Consider the following 15,568-nt stretch of genomic DNA (forward strand, 5'->3'; position numbering starts at 1 on the left):
TCTCCTGATAATTCAGCGTATATCAAATTCGTCTACGACCAATCTCTCTATTTAACTTTTTTAATTCAGAATCTAATTTTTCAGTTTTCTTTGCTTTAGATGGCATGAGGCATCCAAAACCCAATTTTTTTATCCCTAAATATCCCTTATCAACGATAAAAAAGGGCTTAAATTTTAATTTCCTCATACTTTTTTTAAATATTTTAAAATCATGCATGCTTCCATGACTTCCACATACACTCAGTATTTCACCTGTTGTATAGTGCATAGATAGCTGAAATTTAAAGGTATGTCGCTTTTTTTTACCGCTATACCATTTCTTCTGTTTTTTTTGGACGTTGAACTAATATTTCAGTTGCATCAATCACAACAACTTCCCAATCCACTTCATCTCGATTAGGAAGTTGTTTTGGCAAGTTAAATTTTCCAGAACGGATTAAGGTATCTTCAATAACACGTGTGATACGAATTGCACTCGTTTCAGATACACCGTAACTCATACCAAGATGGAAAAATGTTCGATATTCTCTCCAATATTCTATACATAAGAGCAAACGATCTTCCAACGGTAATTTATGCGGTCGTCCTTTACCAATATGACGAGGTAAATGCTTATTTAGCTCGGCCAACATGAGGTTAAATGTAGCCCAACTAACACCGGTAAGCCTACGAAACTTAACGTTTGATAATTTTTGAATATCTTTGAATTTCATCCAAGGATTATCTCTTGAATTAAATAATTTTGCTGATTAATTTAAGATCAAATAAATTGTACGTTTTTTGATTTATGACGGAAGTTTAATATATGAAGTTATCCATTTAGCTAACAAATTAAAGTAATATTATTCTGCTTTTTTGATTACTTAAATCTAAAAATAAAGTACAACAGAGATTAAATCGTAGGAAGCAGGCAAGATGAGCTAGCATTTTGCCTCCGCCAGACCGAAGTCAAAGTTAGATCATGAACTATACTCATCTTATCCAAGAAGAAAGATATAAGATTCAAAACTTTTGTAAGTCTTTAATAAATCGTAGAACTTCTAACCTCTGCTCATTACTTAAAGTATGACTAACTTGTATTATTTCTGCCAATAAATCGTTTTCTACATAAAAATATGCTGTTGGTAAATCTAAAATTTCTGCAATCTTGGAAGCCATTAAAAAATCAGGAACATGTTTTCCACGTTCATACTGATTCATACGTGCACTAGCAGAAGATTCATCAATTCCAGCCAAGATCCCTAAGCGCTCTTGTGAAAGTTTTTTTGCTTTGCGCGCTATACGAAGACGTAAGGCAAAAACATTTAAATTATGTGTTGGCATTAAACATAAGCACCCACCTTAAAACTAAGATTTTCTTAGTTTCAACTTGAGTTATTACTAAGGATTCCTTAGTATTGTGAAATCAAGAAGTCTACCTTGCATTGCTCGATGGTAACTTTTGAACAAGCTTGCCAGATCTGCATTGATCTCAAGCGCCTATTTTTGATCCTCTACCAATTGTTACAGTTATGATTCTATATACAGTTCAACACTAAGGTCATCAACTCTCTTTTGCTTTAATTGTGCTTATCCATGTCAAAATATACTCTACCTTTTTATAGTGATTTTTTTCACATTTTACTGAATCATGAAATCATCGAATGGCGAGCGAATGACTTTATAAAGGCTATTTTTAATGATAGACAATTTGTTAAACCCTCTGAAAAGCAAAGTATTTATAGAGGATTAAATATACTAGTAAAATGCAATTTTCTTTTAACAGTGAGAGACGAGGATAACCGTAATATTTTTAGATACAGCGAAACCTCTTATTTAAAATCCTATCGAAATGTTGAGAAAGTAAAAAAGGTCAAAGATGCATTAATTGAGGAAAAAAAGAGTTTGGAAAATGTACTCGAACGACGTAAAACCGAGAAAGTTTTCATTGAAAATATCATTACTAAAAACCCAGATCTACAAAGTTTTTTTGACAAATATGAAAATGTTATATCTAAAGAGTTAAAGGAATTAGAAGACAAGAATAGTTTTATAGTGAATATTTTCAATGATATTGAAAATGATCAACTTGAATCATTTTAAAGAGGGAGAACTACAAGTTATAAATTGTGTGATTCACTGCTGCATAAACCCAACCAGAATTGGTTTGAATATATGTTAAGTCAGCAACCCACAAGAGATTAGGCTGATCTGGAGGGTGTAAATAATAGTTATGCCTTTATTGTAATGTCACTTCATGTTTTATTTTTATTGAAATGATGATTTTATGATCAATTTTTTATCTAACTTAATATATCTTCCATTAATTTGATATTAGAATTTATTTTTTTCTCAATCTCATGTTTATGGGTAATGAAATATTTTTCTAGCGTCGCATCATTAGATAATAAAGTATTTAAGAATTCGATATTATTCTCTTTTTCCTCCAGTTCTATCAATAAATCACTTTTTTTTGACATAAAAATATCTTGAAGCTTTTGTTTTTTATACTGATTTCTTAAATTATTCAGTCTAGGTGTTTCTTTATAACGAAAGCATTTTTTTGAAGATGTAGTGGGACTGACTTCCAAATATTCAAAATTTAAAAGGATTTTTAGGCCTGAGTACATACGTCTTTTAGCAGTTTTTGGCATGTTTGGTCTAGATGTCAGCATTTTCTCCCAGAAATCTTTAGCTTGCCAATTATTGACTTCGTGATTTATGAATAAGTCTAAAAAATCATCATACAGTGGTAAATGAGTATTTCTTGCCATAACTGATCAATTTTCACTTGTTAAAAAGAGGATTATAATCCGTGGATGTTTAATCCGTAAATGATGATAGTTCTGTTTTTTGAGCATTTAAATCAAATGACAGAATTAGCAAGTTTACTAGGTCAAAAAATACGTAAGGCTAGAAAAGAAAAAGGCCTTTCTCAAGAAAAGTTAGCCCTTATGTGTGGTTTAGATCGTAGTTATATGGGGCGGATAGAGAGAGGTGAGGTTAACATTACTGTGCTCAAGCTTTATGAAATATCAAAAGCCTTAGATATTCAAATCATTAATTTTTTTGAATAGAAATATATTTAGCTTAGTTTTAATAAAAATTATGTTTAGAAACAATATTTTGCATTGAAAATGGCAGTATTTGTTTAGGGGGTTTTTAGTTTAGTAGACATGCTACTGCAAAAAAAACAATTGACATTGAATAAAAAGCACCCCATTATCCTGATGTAACAGGAGTTGCATAGTCTACCTACTGTATTAAATTTGTGATGACAGGTGGCCGCCTGTCATCAAATTCAAAACCAATAACGCGACTAAACATTAGGAGTTAAGAACAAATGAAAGTATATCAGATCAATTATGACCTGCGTAAACAACGTAACTATGAAGAGCTTTATAAAAAAATTAAAGCTTATGGAACTTGGCGAAGACCTTTAAAATCTTGCTGGCTAATTGTTTCAAAAAAAACGGCAGCACAGATTCGGGATGACTTGAGTCAAGTCATGGACAATGATGATGGTCTGTTAGTAACTAGGCTGAATCCAGAAGCGGCTTGGCGAAAATTAGATGACGATAAAGATAAGGTTACAACGGACTGGCTAAAGAAATATATTGGTAATGCATCTTAATGGGATTGAGCCAAGGATGACTCACTTTCTTTCAGAGTAAATATTTATGTCAAAGTTAAATAGATTCGTAAAACTGAGTGACCTCGCAGAGATTCGCACAGGTTTTACATTCCGTGAAAAGGTTGAAGAAGTTGATTCTGGTAATGCGCACGTATTACAGATCAAAGATATTCGTCACATTGCAACGGATACCTGTGGTTATACGCTTTTTGCTGATGATTTACCGCAAATTGATTGGCAAGGTAAAGATAATGCCATCGTATCGCCTGACTCTGTCTTGTTGCCCTGTCGTGGAGAGTATCTCAAAGCACATTATTTTTTAGGCCATCAAGATCAATCAAAAGCATTACCACTCATTGTGAGTAGTCAATTTTTGATTTTGATGCCAAATAAAAATGTACTACCTGAATACTTATGCTGGTACTTGAATCAACCTCATGTGCAATACGAGCTACGCAAAGAAAGTCAGGGTTCTAAGATGCCAATGCTGAGCGTATCAACAGTTAGCCAGTTCGAAGTTGAGGTCCCTAGCTTGGATATTCAGCAACGCATAATCGAATTAAACCGTATTTGGGAGCAAGAGCAGATCTTGACCCAACAATTACTTAAAAATCGTGAACAAATGATGATGGGCATGTTTAAACAACTGCTCCAAGGAAACAAATAATGGTTACTCAAATTAATCAAGATACCGTCAATAAAGCATTGTGGTCGGCATGTGATGTATTCCGTGGCACAGTGAGTGCAGATACCTACAAAGACTATATTTTAACCATGTTGTTCTTAAAGTACATCTCTGATGTATGGCAAGATCACTACGACAATTATAAAAATGAGTATGGTGATGAACCTGAACTGATTGAAGAAATGATGAAAAACGAGCGTTTCGTACTGCCTCGTGAATCTAATTTCTATACTTTGCATGAGCGTCGCTTTGAACCCGGCAATGGTGAACGTATTGATATGGCTTTACATGCACTTGAAGAAGCAAATGGTACAAAGCTCAAAGATGTAGGTAAAAGTGTTTTCCAAGATATCTCTTTTAATACCGATAAATTGGGTGAAGAAAAGCAAAAAAATACCATTCTAAAAGATCTTTTAGAAGTGTTTGCTGTGCCTGAGTTGGATCTCAAACCAAGCCGTGTAGGTTTACTTGATGTGATTGGCAACGGTTATGAGTTTTTGATTAAAAATTTCGCCGCGAGTGGTGGTCAAAAAGCAGGTGAATTCTATACACCACCTGAAGTATCGGACTTAATTGCAGAGTTACTTGACCCACAAAAAGGCGACAGCATTTGTGACCCTGCCTGTGGTTCTGGCTCACTATTAATGAAATGTGGTCGTAAAGTTGTAGCGAATCACGATAGCAAAGAATATGCACTTTATGGGCAAGAAGCGATTGGTTCAACTTGGTCATTGGCGAAGATGAACATGTTCTTGCATGGTGAAGATAATCATAAAATTGAGTGGGGAGATACCATTCGTAATCCAAAATTATTGGATAAAAATGGCGACTTGATGCTGTTTGATATCGTGACCGCAAACCCACCATTCTCATTAGACAAGTGGGGTTATGAGCAAGCTGAAAATGATAAGTTTGATCGTTTCCGTCGTGGTTTACCACCAAAGACCAAAGGTGATTATGCGTTTATCTCACACATGATTGAAACGCTAAAACCTGTTACGGGTCGTATGGGTGTTGTGGTTCCACATGGTGTGTTATTCCGTGGTTCGTCTGAAGGGAAGATTCGTGAGAAGTTGATAAACGAAAACTTGTTAGATGCGGTGATTGGTTTACCTGAAAAGCTCTTCTACGGTACGGGTATTCCTGCTGCGATTTTAATTTTCAAAAAGCAAAAGTCTGATGATTCGGTTTTGTTTATTGATGCAAGCCGTGAGTTTAAGTCAGGTAAAAATCAAAACAATTTAACTGAAGACAATATTGCCAAGATTATTGCAACCTATCGTGCTCGTGAAAGTGTAGATAAGTATGCGTATTTAGCGACTTTGCAGGAAGTGAAAGACAACGATTACAACCTAAATATTCCTCGTTATGTGGATACGTTCGAAGAGGAAGCTGAGATTGATTTGGTTGCTGTACGTGCTGAGCGTGAGCAGTTAAAGACTCAACTTGCTGAGCTTGAAGTGAAAATGGCGAAGTATCTAGAGGAGTTGGGTTATGGTGCCTAATGGTTGGGTAGTAAAAAATCTAGACTCTATATATCGAGTCATTGATTCTCTGCACCAAACGCCATCTTTTTCGAAGGATGGAGAATACCGTATGGTTCGGGTTACAGATATTAAAGGTAAAAATTTAGATTTATCTAATGCGGTTCGTGTCTCAAAAGAAGTTTTTTTAGAGTATACAAAAAAGTATAAACCTAAACGAAATGATATTCTTTTTAGTCGTGTGGGCAGTTATGGGATTAGTTCATTCATTCATACTGATCAAGAGTTTTGCTTAGGTCAAAATACAGTAATTGCTGAATCAAATGATCAAGCTAATCCAATATATATCTTTAATGTCTTAAAAAGTGAAGGGATTAGACGACAAGTTGAAAAAACAGTAGATGGGTCGTCACATAAGACCGTTAGCTTAAAAGTCATTAAAGACCTTAAAATTCCATTAGCACCGCGTAAAGAACAGAATAAAATCGCCCAAATCCTTTCAACTTGGGATCAAGCGATTTCGGTTACTGAAAAACTGCTTGAAAATAGCCAAGAGCAGAAAAAAGCGTTGATGCAACAGTTGCTAACGGGTAAAAAGCGTTTGCTTGATGAGAATGGGGTTAAATTTTCTAATGAATGGGCTACTAAAAATTTAGAATCCTTGGTTTATCGACCACTATGTTATGGGGTATTGAAACCTGGTGAAGATGTTCTTGATGGTCATCCTTTGATTCGAATACAAGACATTGATGATCGAGGATTTATAGATATTCGAAAGGTTATTCGGATTACAGATGAACTGCACTATGAGTTTCGTCGTACTATTTTAAATACTAATGATTTAATTATATCAATCGTTGGAACTTTAGGAAAAGTATTTGTTATTCCTAAAGAATTGAATGGTGCAAACATAACACGTGCTTTTGCAGTAATTGGAGCAGACTGTAAGCTAATCGATACGAGGTTTATTTATCAATACTTAAATTCATCGATGATTCAAGAATGGTTACTAAATACAGCTACCGGCAATGCTCAAAAGGTTCTAAATATTGCTGCATTAAAAGAGTTGCAGATTCCTTTACCAATAATTGAAGAGCAACGAAGAATTGCAGAAGTTCTGTTTGTTGCTGATCAAGAAATTGAGACCATACAGAAAAAACTTGATTGCTTAAAGCAAGAGAAAAAAGCACTCATGCAACAACTTTTGACAGGTAAAAAACGTGTCAAGGTGGCTGCCTAATGATGCAAATGATGCCTAGCTATTACCGCATTATGGCGGGTGCGAAGTCTGTATTTGCTCAAGAGTTTCTAGAGGGCGGCTTTATTGCCGCCAACTGGAACATTGACCAAGACTTAACCCCTGATCTGCCTGACGATTGGCGTGAGTTTAATCATCGTTTTATTCCTGTCTATCTTGAAGCCTTACCTGAAAAAAGTAAGATTTCAGCAGGCTTGGCGTGTGGCATGCTACATACCATCTGCAAAGGGATTAAGCGAGGAGATATCATCTTAACACCTCGTGGAGATGGCAATTACTTGGTGGGTGAGGTCATTTCAGACTATTACTATGTGCCTTCAGGTGAATTAACCCATAGAAGAAAAGTCGAATGGTTTGAACAAACTTTGCCAAGAGAATTGATGTCTCAAGAGTTAAAGAACTCGTCGGGATCAGTTGGTACTGTGAGTAATATCACTAAATATGCCGAAGAGCTTAAAGTCTTAATACAAGGCAAAGAACCAGTTGAAGGTTTAGAACCAGATGAAATTGTAGAAGACCCAGCGGCTTTTGCTTTGGAAAAACATCTTGAGCATTTTCTAGTTGAAAATTGGTCTAAGACCGAGTTGGGTATGACTTATGATATCTATACCGAAGATGGTCAGTTAGTTGGTCAGCAATATCCTTCAGATACAGGTCCAATCGATATTTTAGCGATCAGTAAGGATAAAAAGACTTTGCTTGTAGTTGAGCTTAAACGTGGTCGTGCAAGTGATCGTGTTGTCGGGCAAATTCAACGCTATATGGGCTATGTCAAAGATGAGTTGGCTGAGGCTGATCAGCAGGTTAAAGGTGTAATCATTGCTTTAGAAGATGACTTAAGAATTCGTCGTGCTTTGAGTGTGGCTCAGAATATTAAATTTTATCGTTATCAGTTGAGTTTTAAGCTGAATAAAAGCTAATGCTAGAGTAAAAATTGACGCTGATTAATCTTATTTGGCGTCACTAAATATTAAATGGATCATTAGAAACAAGGATGTTTTTAATACTTTATCAACAATTAAAATTTGAGGGCTGTAATGTCAATTTCCCAAATGTTTCAAGACTTTTTAAGCAATATCAAGGTTGCGAATGAAGAACAAATCACGTTGCGTTATCAAGAGATAACAGGTGCATTAAACAAAAAATTTCGTGATACCGAATCAAAAACATCAAATCAATTACAAGTTGGTTCGTATGGTAGATGGACTGCGATTAAAGGTATTTCAGATTTAGACATGTTGTATATCATGCCACCTTCAAAATGGGATGATTATAAAAATGGCGGTCAATCAAAGTTATTAAAGGATACAAAAGATGCAATTCTTGCACGTTATCCTCGAACTACCGTATTTGTAGATCGATTAGTTGTATGTGTCCAATACACAAATTTTCATGTCGAGGTACAGCCTGTTTTTGAGCAAGAGGATGGTTCGTATAAGTATCCAGATACAAAGAATGGTGGCAGTTGGAAAATTACTAAGCCTCAAGCCGAAATTGATGAAATGAAAAGCATGAATGAGGCAAAAAATAAAAACTTGCGTCGTTTATGTAAGATGGCTAGAGCTTGGAAAAATAAGCATGGAGTGGGCATAGGAGGCCTATTAATAGACACACTCGCCTACAATTTTATGAAATCGACTACGAATTATGATGACAAGAGTTATAGTTCATATGATTGTTTAAGTAGAGATTTTTTTAAGTATTTATCCGAACAACCCGATCAAGATCACTATCAAGCTTTAGGTAGTAATCAGGATGTCAAAGTTAAAAGTAAATTTCAAAGAAAAGCTAAAAAAGCATATGAGAATTCGCTTAAAGCTATTGAAAATGCAGGAAAGAGTTCGGCTAATGATTATTGGCGAAAAGTATATGGAAACTCTTTCCCTAAAGCAGCAACTACTATCGTTAAATCAATGACATTAGGTGAGTTACGCTATAGACATACTGAAGAGTTTATTGAGAATAAATACCCAATAGATATACGTTATCCGTTAAAAATAGAATGTGAAATTACTAAACATGGTGCATTCATAGATTTCTTAAGACATTTTAAAAGAAATCGTAAAAAATTAAATAGCGGAAGAAGTCTTAGATTCTATATCGATAAAAATGGGACGCCCTCCAGTTTGCCAGAGCAAAAATATTCTGTTTTATGGAAAGTTTTGAATCGTGGAGAGGCTGCAAAAAGTCGAGATTGTATTAGAGGGCAAATTGTTGCGGATCTAGGGCAGAATCAAAAAACTGAAACCGCTGATTTTAATGGTGAACATATAGTGGAATGTTACATCGTTCAAAACGGTGTAGTTGTAGCTCGTGATCGCATTTATGTACCAATTGAGGAATAAATATGAAACGAGATGATTTACTTAAATGTATTGCGGAAACTGGTTATAACGTAGGTTTTGGGGCAAAGAAGAATCTAGCGACTTATGATTTAGTGGAGAAATTACCTGGCTGGATAAGCTTTGTTTCAATCGCTTTTGGTATTTACTCTTTGGTCTTTGATGCACTTTCAACTAAGTTCCTATCGGCAACATTTACATTGGTTGGCGTAATTGGACTGTATGTCATAATGTATGATGCTAAAAAAAATGAATATAAGACAGCAGGAGATGAGTTGACAAAAATTTATAATCAGTTGAGAACATTATATTATTCAGTCCAAGGTAAAAGTAATAGTGATGATTTAACATTTTTAATTGAAGAGTATCGCCAACTAGAGAATCGGTATTGTTCAGTTGGTTTAGGTAAACAAATGTTGTTCAGTGATTGGTGTGCACACTATAAATTCTTTTGGCAACATCAAATTGAATGGGTTGATGAGCAAAAAAAATTTAATTTTTTTCGGGATAAAGTACCTCTGAGCTGTTATGTATTCTTGATTGTAGTAATCGTTATGGCTATTTGCTTTATTTATAAAGCAAATCTTAGTGCATGTTTCGCAGTTTTATTTTAAAAAATTTGGTTAGGTATGAACGGTCTCTCAATTAAGTTTCAAGAAGAATACAGTGCTAAGATCCCCGCATTAACATTGTTAATGAATTTGGGGTGGTCATTCTTATCCCCATCACAGGCTCTCACTGCCCGTGATGGAAAACAAGACCAAGTGGTATTACGCCAAATTTTACGTAAAGAGCTCTCTAAGCGTACTTTTCCATTCGCAGGCAAAGAATATCCACTATCGCCAAAATCAGTTGATAACTTAATTGCTGAAATATGTAGCCCTGCTTTGAATGAAGGGCTACTGACCGCCAACGAAAAAATGTATGACCATTTGTTCTACGGCATTCCTGTAACTGAATTTGTAAACGGGAAAAAAGTTAGCCCTACGATTCCATTGATTGATTGGCATAACATTCATAACAACGACTTTTCATATACTGAAGAATTTGCTGTCACACGCTCAGGTGGTGTAGATACACGAAGACCCGATATCATTTGCTTTGTAAATGGTATTCCTTTAGGGGTAATTGAAGCAAAACGCCCTGATAGTCAGGCTAAAAAAGGTCCAACGATTAATGAAGGCATTTCTCAGACGCTTCGTAATCAGCGACCTGATGAAATTCCACATCTGTTTGCATATAGCCAACTACTACTTTCTATAAATGGACATGAAGGGCGTTACGGCACATGTAATACCCCTGCTAAGTTTTGGGCAGCGTGGCGAGAAGAAGATATTTCTGATGCAGAGATGTATGCGCTTAAAAATAAGAAATTAACTGTTTCACAAAAACAGAGCCTATTTTCTTATCGTCCAGTCGATGACTTAAATTGGTATGAAAACCTAATTGCAGGTGGAGACTTAGCTGTTACAGGTCAAGATCAACTGCTGATTAGTCTGTTAAAGCCTGAACGACTACTCGAAATGGTTCGCCTCTATACGCTTTTCGATAAGAAAGCAGGAAAAATTGTTGCTCGATATCAGCAAATTTTTGGTATTAAACGACTCATTGAGCGTATTAGTACTAAGAATAGCAAGGGTGGTCGTGAAGGTGGTGTGATTTGGCATACAACGGGCTCAGGTAAATCTTTTACCATGGTCTTTCTTAGTAAAGCTTTGATCTTGCATGAGGCTTTAAAACAATGCCGTATCTTGGTTGTTACTGACCGTGTTGATTTAGAAGATCAACTCAGTAAAACCTTTGTTTCTGGTGGCGAACTGTCAGGGAAAAGAGACAAGCAAAACGCCATGGCGACTTCAGGTAAACGCTTGGCTGAACAAATTGGCAAAGGCACAGAGCGAATCATGTTTTCTTTGATTCAGAAATTTAACTCAGCAACCAAACTTCCTGAATGTGTCAATACAAGTTCAGACTTCATTGTCTTGATTGATGAAGGGCATCGAAGCCAAGGTGGTGAAAACCATGTGCGTATGAAACTCGCACTTCCAAATGCGGCATTCGTGGCATTTACAGGTACACCATTGCTTAAAGATGAAAAGACCGTTAACAAGTTTGGTCCTATTGTTCATGCGTATACGATGCAAAGAGCGGTAGAAGATAAAACCGTAACGCCTTTGCTCTATGAAGAACGAATTCCTGATTTAGATGTCAATGAACGAGCGATTGATACGTGGTTTGAACGGATAACAGAAGGTTTAAATGATCAGCAAAAAGCAGATTTAAAACGTAAATTTGCGAGAAAAGGTGAAATTTATACTGCGGATGATCGTATTCGCCTGATTGCGTTAGATATTGCCAATCACTTTGTGAAAAATATTGATGATGGTTTAAAAGGACAGCTTGCTTGCGATAGCAAGGCTTCAGCGATTAAGTATAAAAAGTACTTGGATGAAGCAGGCTTGTTTGAGTCTGCTGTGGTGATGAGCCCACCTGATAGTCGTGAAGGAAATACTGATGTTGATGAATCGACTACCCCTGAAGTGACCCAATGGTGGAAAGACAATGTCGGCACTCAGGATGAGCAAACTTATACCAAACAAGTGATTGAGCGTTTTGAAAAAGATGATTCGCTTAAATTGCTGATAGTGGTGGATAAGCTCTTAACAGGTTTTGATGAACCTAAAAATGCTGTTCTTTATATTGATAAAAATTTAAAACAGCACAATCTGATCCAAGCAATTGCGCGTGTAAACCGACTTCATCCAATGAAAAAGTTTGGTTTATTGATCGATTATCGAGGTATTTTAAAAGAATTGGATGCCACAATTCTTGATTATCAAGATCTCGCTGCCCGTACCCAAGGTGGCTATGATATTAATGATCTTACAGGCTTGTATACACAAATGAGCTCTGAATACAAACGTTTACCTCGTTTGTATAAAGCGCTATGGGCGATTTTTGATGGTGTAAAAAATAAAAATGATCCAGAGCAGTTGCGCCAAGTTTTAGTCCCACGCATTGAAGAACGTGAGGGTGAGTTGGTTGATATTCACTTGAAAGTACGTGATGATTTTTATGAAGCACTTACAGAATTTGCCAGTTGTTTAAAAGTTGCGTTGCAGTCAGCAACCTTCTTTGAAGATAAAAGCTTTTCTGATGCAGATCGTCAGCACTACAAAGAAACAGTCAAACTATTTACAAGCTTGCGTCAGATTGTGAAACGAGATGCTGGAGAGACTATTGACTATGATCAGTATGCTGAGCAAGTCAAAAAACTTCTTGATAAACATGTTGTGGGTATTGAGGTAAAAGACCCTGATGGAGTCTATGAAGTCGGCAAGATGGGCAAAGTGGCGCAACCTGAAGATTGGAGTGAAGAGAAAACACGTAATGAAACGGATATCATCAAAACTCGTGTAACGAAGATGATTGAACAGCAATTGCGTGATGATCCCTATGCTCAGGAGGCTTTTTCTAAACTGTTACGTCAAGTCATTGAAGAAGCAGAGAAAGAATTTGATCATCCATTGAAGCAACACATGCTGTTTAAAGAGTTTGAAGAGCAAGTTGAGGCTCGTCGTTTAGATGAAATTCCTGATGTGTTCAGTGGTAATAAGCATGCTCAAGCTTATTATGGTGTATTCAAGAAACTATTACCTGAAGCATTCTCGATAACAGATCAACAGAATCAAGATAAGTGGATTGAACTCGCTTTCGAGGTTGATCGTTCTGTCATGAGCTCTGTAGCTGAAAACTCAATTAATCCACAAAATATTGAAGCAGATATCCGTAAAAAACTATTACCGCAGATGTTCCGTGAATGTAAATCCATTGGTAGTGGTATGGATCAAGCCAAAAAAATTGTGGAAATGATCGTACAAATTACTCGGGTCGGTTTAAATGGGCTCTAGGATGAATATGCTAGATGAGAAAAAGTTAAGCATCATTTATGGTGATGAAGTTATTGATTTTGATGTGCTTGAAAGTCCTAGCCGTACTGAAAAGATACTGATTAAAGTCTATGCTGATTGTCGGGTAGTTGTATCGGCACCGTTAAATGCAGATGATAAAATAATCATTGAGGCTGTAAAGCAGCGTAGTCGTTGGATCTATAAACAATTACGAGAGTTCCGTGAGCAAAGTAGATTTATCACACCTCGCCAATATAAAAGTGGTGAAAGCCACTTTTATTTGGGTAAACAGTATCAATTAAAAGTGATTCATGATGATACCAAGCCAAAAGGTGTAAAACTTTTAAGAGGAAGATTGGAAGTAAACACCTTGGATATGAGTCTTGAAAGTATTAAATCTTATTTAAATGAATGGTATAGAACCCGAGCAAAAGTCATATTCGAAGCACGTTTGCAACATATTCTAGAACAAGCTTTATGGGTTGAAAATTACCCTGATATTCGTTTGATGACCATGCGAACACAGTGGGGAAATTGCTCCCCATCAGGTGTACTTACGCTCAATCCACATCTAGTTAAAGCGCCTACAATTTGCATTGATTATGTGATTCTGCATGAACTTTGTCATTTGGTTGAACATAATCATAGTGAGCGTTTCTACCAACTATTGAATCAAGTTATGCCTGATTGGGAGGTGGTGAAAGAGAGATTAGATAACATGGCTGTGAAGTTTTTTGAATAGACTTTTGCGTTGAACGACACATCAGTTGTCATTTTCATAAACGATTAATCAATACTTTAGTAAGCTTAACGACATTTGATGACACCTTTCAACGACATGACAGATGTCATTTTTCGCTGAAAACGACACAACCAGTGTCAATTTCTGAAAATGAGTTTTCAAGGTGTTGTTCTATTGCAGCCTATAACCACTATCTTAATTTTACCTTCCTTAGCTGGTTGACTATTTTAGTACCAACATATCTTGTAGTTGGTGTGGGGTGGTTGGTTTGAGTTTACCTGATGTGGGTCTAGGATTTTAGACCACGCCTATAAGTGATAACCTACTCCAAAAACAAGCATGGGAAATGCTTGTTTTTGGAGTCAACGATGACACGAAGAAAACGTCGTAATCATTCAGCAGAGTTTAAAGTTAAAGTTGCTCTCGCAGCAATTAAAGGCGACCACACACTCGCTGAACTTTCTACTCAATTCGATTTACATCAAAACCAAATCATCGATTGGAAAAATCAACTGCTTGAGCAATCAGTCAATATTTTTTCACGACCAACAGCACAACAAGAACCAGAGATTGACCTCAAAGCTCTACATGCCAAGATAGGACATCAGGCATTGCAAATTGATTTTTTAGAAGGTGCGCTCAGAAAAATAGGGCAGCTGAGCGGCAAAAAATGATCGATAAGACCCATCAACTTTCGGTACGACAACAATCGCAATTGATTCAAATCAATCGCAGTACGTTGTATTACAAGCCCAAAGAGATTTCATCAACTGATTTGAGTTGGATGCGTCTAATCGATGAAATTCATCTCGACTACCCATTTATGGGCAGTCGAATGATACGAGATATGCTACAGCGTCAAGGACATCAAATAGGTCGGCGTAAAGTCCGACGTTTAATGCGCTTGATGGGAATACATGCCTTGTATCCAAAACCCAATACCAGTAAGCCTAATCTTGCACACCGTATTTTCCCATATCTGTTGAAAAACATGGTCATCGATCACTCTAATCAAGTCTGGTGTACAGATATCACGTACATTCCTATGGCTAAAGGCTTTGTCTATCTGTGTGCAATTATAGATTGGCATAGTCGTAAAGTACTGGCTCATCGAGTATCGATCAGTATGGAAACAGACTTTTGCATAGATGCGTTGCAAGAAGCAATTGTGAAATATGGTTGTCCTGAGGTGTTTAATACAGACCAAGGCAGTCAATTCAAAAGCGAGGCATTTTTGAATGAGTTAAAATTGCGAAAAATCCGTATCAGTATGGATGGGAAAGGACGGTGGATAGATAATGTGATGATTGAGCGTTTATGGTGCAGCGTGAAGCATGAGGAAGTCTATTTGAAAGCATACGATACGATTAAACAAGCGAAACAATCAATTGCTGAATATTTGGATTTTTATAACATGATACGTCCTCATTCAAGTTTGAATAAGGCAACACCAAATGAATTTTATGATCAATATTTACTAAAAGTAATGGCAGCATAATTTAAATATTTAGAGCGGATTTATCACTTATAAAA

At 36.3% G+C, this 15,568-nt stretch carries 15 protein-coding genes and 1 pseudogene; 12 read left to right on the forward strand and 4 right to left on the reverse strand.

From position 1 onward, the window contains the following. Positions 1 to 22 precede the first annotated feature (22 nt). The 3 genes and pseudogenes from AC4CUX_RS08400 to AC4CUX_RS08410 form a co-directional block, all read right to left on the reverse strand. A pseudogene (locus AC4CUX_RS08400) lies at positions 23 to 271 on the reverse strand (transposase family protein); the annotation flags it as partial. Between the two features lie 37 nt (positions 272 to 308). After that, on the reverse strand, positions 309 to 713 hold the full coding sequence (locus AC4CUX_RS08405; protein ID WP_000669095.1) for a transposase family protein: 405 nt from the start codon (positions 711 to 713) through the stop codon (positions 309 to 311). A gap of 289 nt (positions 714 to 1,002) precedes the next feature. Next, the gene (locus tag AC4CUX_RS08410) at positions 1,003 to 1,323 is read right to left on the reverse strand and encodes a helix-turn-helix domain-containing protein (protein ID WP_176538074.1); all 321 of its coding nucleotides are present in this window, start codon (positions 1,321 to 1,323) and stop codon (positions 1,003 to 1,005) included. A 252-nt stretch (positions 1,324 to 1,575) separates the two neighbouring features. Between AC4CUX_RS08410 and AC4CUX_RS08415 the strand changes: the two genes are divergently transcribed. Beyond that, positions 1,576 to 2,082, forward strand: a complete 507-nt coding sequence (locus AC4CUX_RS08415) for a hypothetical protein (RefSeq protein ID WP_178905429.1) — start codon at positions 1,576 to 1,578, stop codon at positions 2,080 to 2,082. A 200-nt stretch (positions 2,083 to 2,282) separates the two neighbouring features. Here the strand turns inward: AC4CUX_RS08415 and AC4CUX_RS08420 are convergent, their stop codons facing one another. After that, a complete protein-coding gene (locus AC4CUX_RS08420; RefSeq protein WP_267547522.1) occupies positions 2,283 to 2,753 on the reverse strand; it encodes a hypothetical protein in 471 nt (156 codons plus the stop codon). Between the two features lie 96 nt (positions 2,754 to 2,849). Between AC4CUX_RS08420 and AC4CUX_RS08425 the strand changes: the two genes are divergently transcribed. From AC4CUX_RS08425 to AC4CUX_RS08475, 11 genes are all read left to right on the forward strand, one after another. Further along, entirely contained in the window at positions 2,850 to 3,056 is a 207-nt protein-coding gene (locus AC4CUX_RS08425) for a helix-turn-helix domain-containing protein (RefSeq protein ID WP_168542752.1), read from the forward strand. Positions 3,057 to 3,322: 266 nt separating this feature from the next. Further along, positions 3,323 to 3,613, forward strand: coding sequence for a hypothetical protein (locus AC4CUX_RS08430; RefSeq protein ID WP_267547506.1), 291 nt, complete (start codon positions 3,323 to 3,325; stop codon positions 3,611 to 3,613). Positions 3,614 to 3,659: 46 nt separating this feature from the next. After that, positions 3,660 to 4,280 (forward strand): restriction endonuclease subunit S, encoded by a 621-nt coding sequence (locus tag AC4CUX_RS08435; RefSeq protein ID WP_267547505.1) that lies wholly within the window; start codon positions 3,660 to 3,662, stop codon positions 4,278 to 4,280. Continuing rightward, positions 4,280 to 5,803, forward strand: a complete 1,524-nt coding sequence (locus tag AC4CUX_RS08440; protein WP_267547503.1) for a type I restriction-modification system subunit M — start codon at positions 4,280 to 4,282, stop codon at positions 5,801 to 5,803. Before AC4CUX_RS08435 ends, AC4CUX_RS08440 begins: the two co-directional genes overlap by 1 nt. Further along, positions 5,793 to 7,022 carry a restriction endonuclease subunit S gene (locus tag AC4CUX_RS08445; protein ID WP_267547501.1) on the forward strand — a complete coding sequence of 410 codons (1,230 nt, stop codon included), beginning with the start codon at positions 5,793 to 5,795 and terminating at the stop codon, positions 7,020 to 7,022. The genes AC4CUX_RS08440 and AC4CUX_RS08445 overlap by 11 nt, the downstream gene beginning before the upstream one ends. After that, entirely contained in the window at positions 7,022 to 7,960 is a 939-nt protein-coding gene (locus AC4CUX_RS08450; protein ID WP_490792329.1) for an endonuclease NucS domain-containing protein, read from the forward strand. Before AC4CUX_RS08445 ends, AC4CUX_RS08450 begins: the two co-directional genes overlap by 1 nt. A 117-nt stretch (positions 7,961 to 8,077) precedes the next feature. Further along, entirely contained in the window at positions 8,078 to 9,385 is a 1,308-nt protein-coding gene (locus AC4CUX_RS08455) for an SMODS domain-containing nucleotidyltransferase (RefSeq protein WP_145755884.1), read from the forward strand. 2 nt (positions 9,386 to 9,387) lie between these two features. Next, on the forward strand, positions 9,388 to 9,996 hold the full coding sequence (locus tag AC4CUX_RS08460; RefSeq protein WP_178904611.1) for an SLATT domain-containing protein: 609 nt from the start codon (positions 9,388 to 9,390) through the stop codon (positions 9,994 to 9,996). Positions 9,997 to 10,011: 15 nt separating this feature from the next. Continuing rightward, positions 10,012 to 13,293, forward strand: coding sequence for a type I restriction endonuclease subunit R (locus AC4CUX_RS08465; protein ID WP_178904612.1), 3,282 nt, complete (start codon positions 10,012 to 10,014; stop codon positions 13,291 to 13,293). Position 13,294: 1 nt separating this feature from the next. Next, the gene (locus AC4CUX_RS08470) at positions 13,295 to 14,035 is read left to right on the forward strand and encodes a M48 family metallopeptidase (RefSeq protein WP_178904613.1); all 741 of its coding nucleotides are present in this window, start codon (positions 13,295 to 13,297) and stop codon (positions 14,033 to 14,035) included. A gap of 368 nt (positions 14,036 to 14,403) precedes the next feature. Further along, a protein-coding gene (locus AC4CUX_RS08475; RefSeq protein WP_490792330.1) for an IS3 family transposase occupies positions 14,404 to 15,533 on the forward strand; the annotation gives its coding sequence in 2 pieces (ribosomal slippage) (positions 14,404 to 14,656 and positions 14,656 to 15,533; 1,131 coding nt in all). The last annotated feature ends 35 nt before the right edge of the window (positions 15,534 to 15,568 follow it).

This window comes from Acinetobacter sp. 231_lipA, from assembly GCF_058243005.1.

Coding starts and splice junctions, on each gene's coding strand:
- AC4CUX_RS08405 (WP_000669095.1), bottom strand. CDS start 713: ATGAAATTCAAAGATATTCAAAAATTATCAAACGTTAAGTTTCGTAGG.
- AC4CUX_RS08410 (WP_176538074.1), bottom strand. CDS start 1,323: ATGCCAACACATAATTTAAATGTTTTTGCCTTACGTCTTCGTATAGCG.
- AC4CUX_RS08415 (WP_178905429.1), top strand. CDS start 1,576: ATGTCAAAATATACTCTACCTTTTTATAGTGATTTTTTTCACATTTTA.
- AC4CUX_RS08420 (WP_267547522.1), bottom strand. CDS start 2,753: ATGGCAAGAAATACTCATTTACCACTGTATGATGATTTTTTAGACTTA.
- AC4CUX_RS08425 (WP_168542752.1), top strand. CDS start 2,850: ATGACAGAATTAGCAAGTTTACTAGGTCAAAAAATACGTAAGGCTAGA.
- AC4CUX_RS08430 (WP_267547506.1), top strand. CDS start 3,323: ATGAAAGTATATCAGATCAATTATGACCTGCGTAAACAACGTAACTAT.
- AC4CUX_RS08435 (WP_267547505.1), top strand. CDS start 3,660: ATGTCAAAGTTAAATAGATTCGTAAAACTGAGTGACCTCGCAGAGATT.
- AC4CUX_RS08440 (WP_267547503.1), top strand. CDS start 4,280: ATGGTTACTCAAATTAATCAAGATACCGTCAATAAAGCATTGTGGTCG.
- AC4CUX_RS08445 (WP_267547501.1), top strand. CDS start 5,793: ATGGTGCCTAATGGTTGGGTAGTAAAAAATCTAGACTCTATATATCGA.
- AC4CUX_RS08450 (WP_490792329.1), top strand. CDS start 7,022: ATGATGCAAATGATGCCTAGCTATTACCGCATTATGGCGGGTGCGAAG.
- AC4CUX_RS08455 (WP_145755884.1), top strand. CDS start 8,078: ATGTCAATTTCCCAAATGTTTCAAGACTTTTTAAGCAATATCAAGGTT.
- AC4CUX_RS08460 (WP_178904611.1), top strand. CDS start 9,388: ATGAAACGAGATGATTTACTTAAATGTATTGCGGAAACTGGTTATAAC.
- AC4CUX_RS08465 (WP_178904612.1), top strand. CDS start 10,012: ATGAACGGTCTCTCAATTAAGTTTCAAGAAGAATACAGTGCTAAGATC.
- AC4CUX_RS08470 (WP_178904613.1), top strand. CDS start 13,295: ATGAATATGCTAGATGAGAAAAAGTTAAGCATCATTTATGGTGATGAA.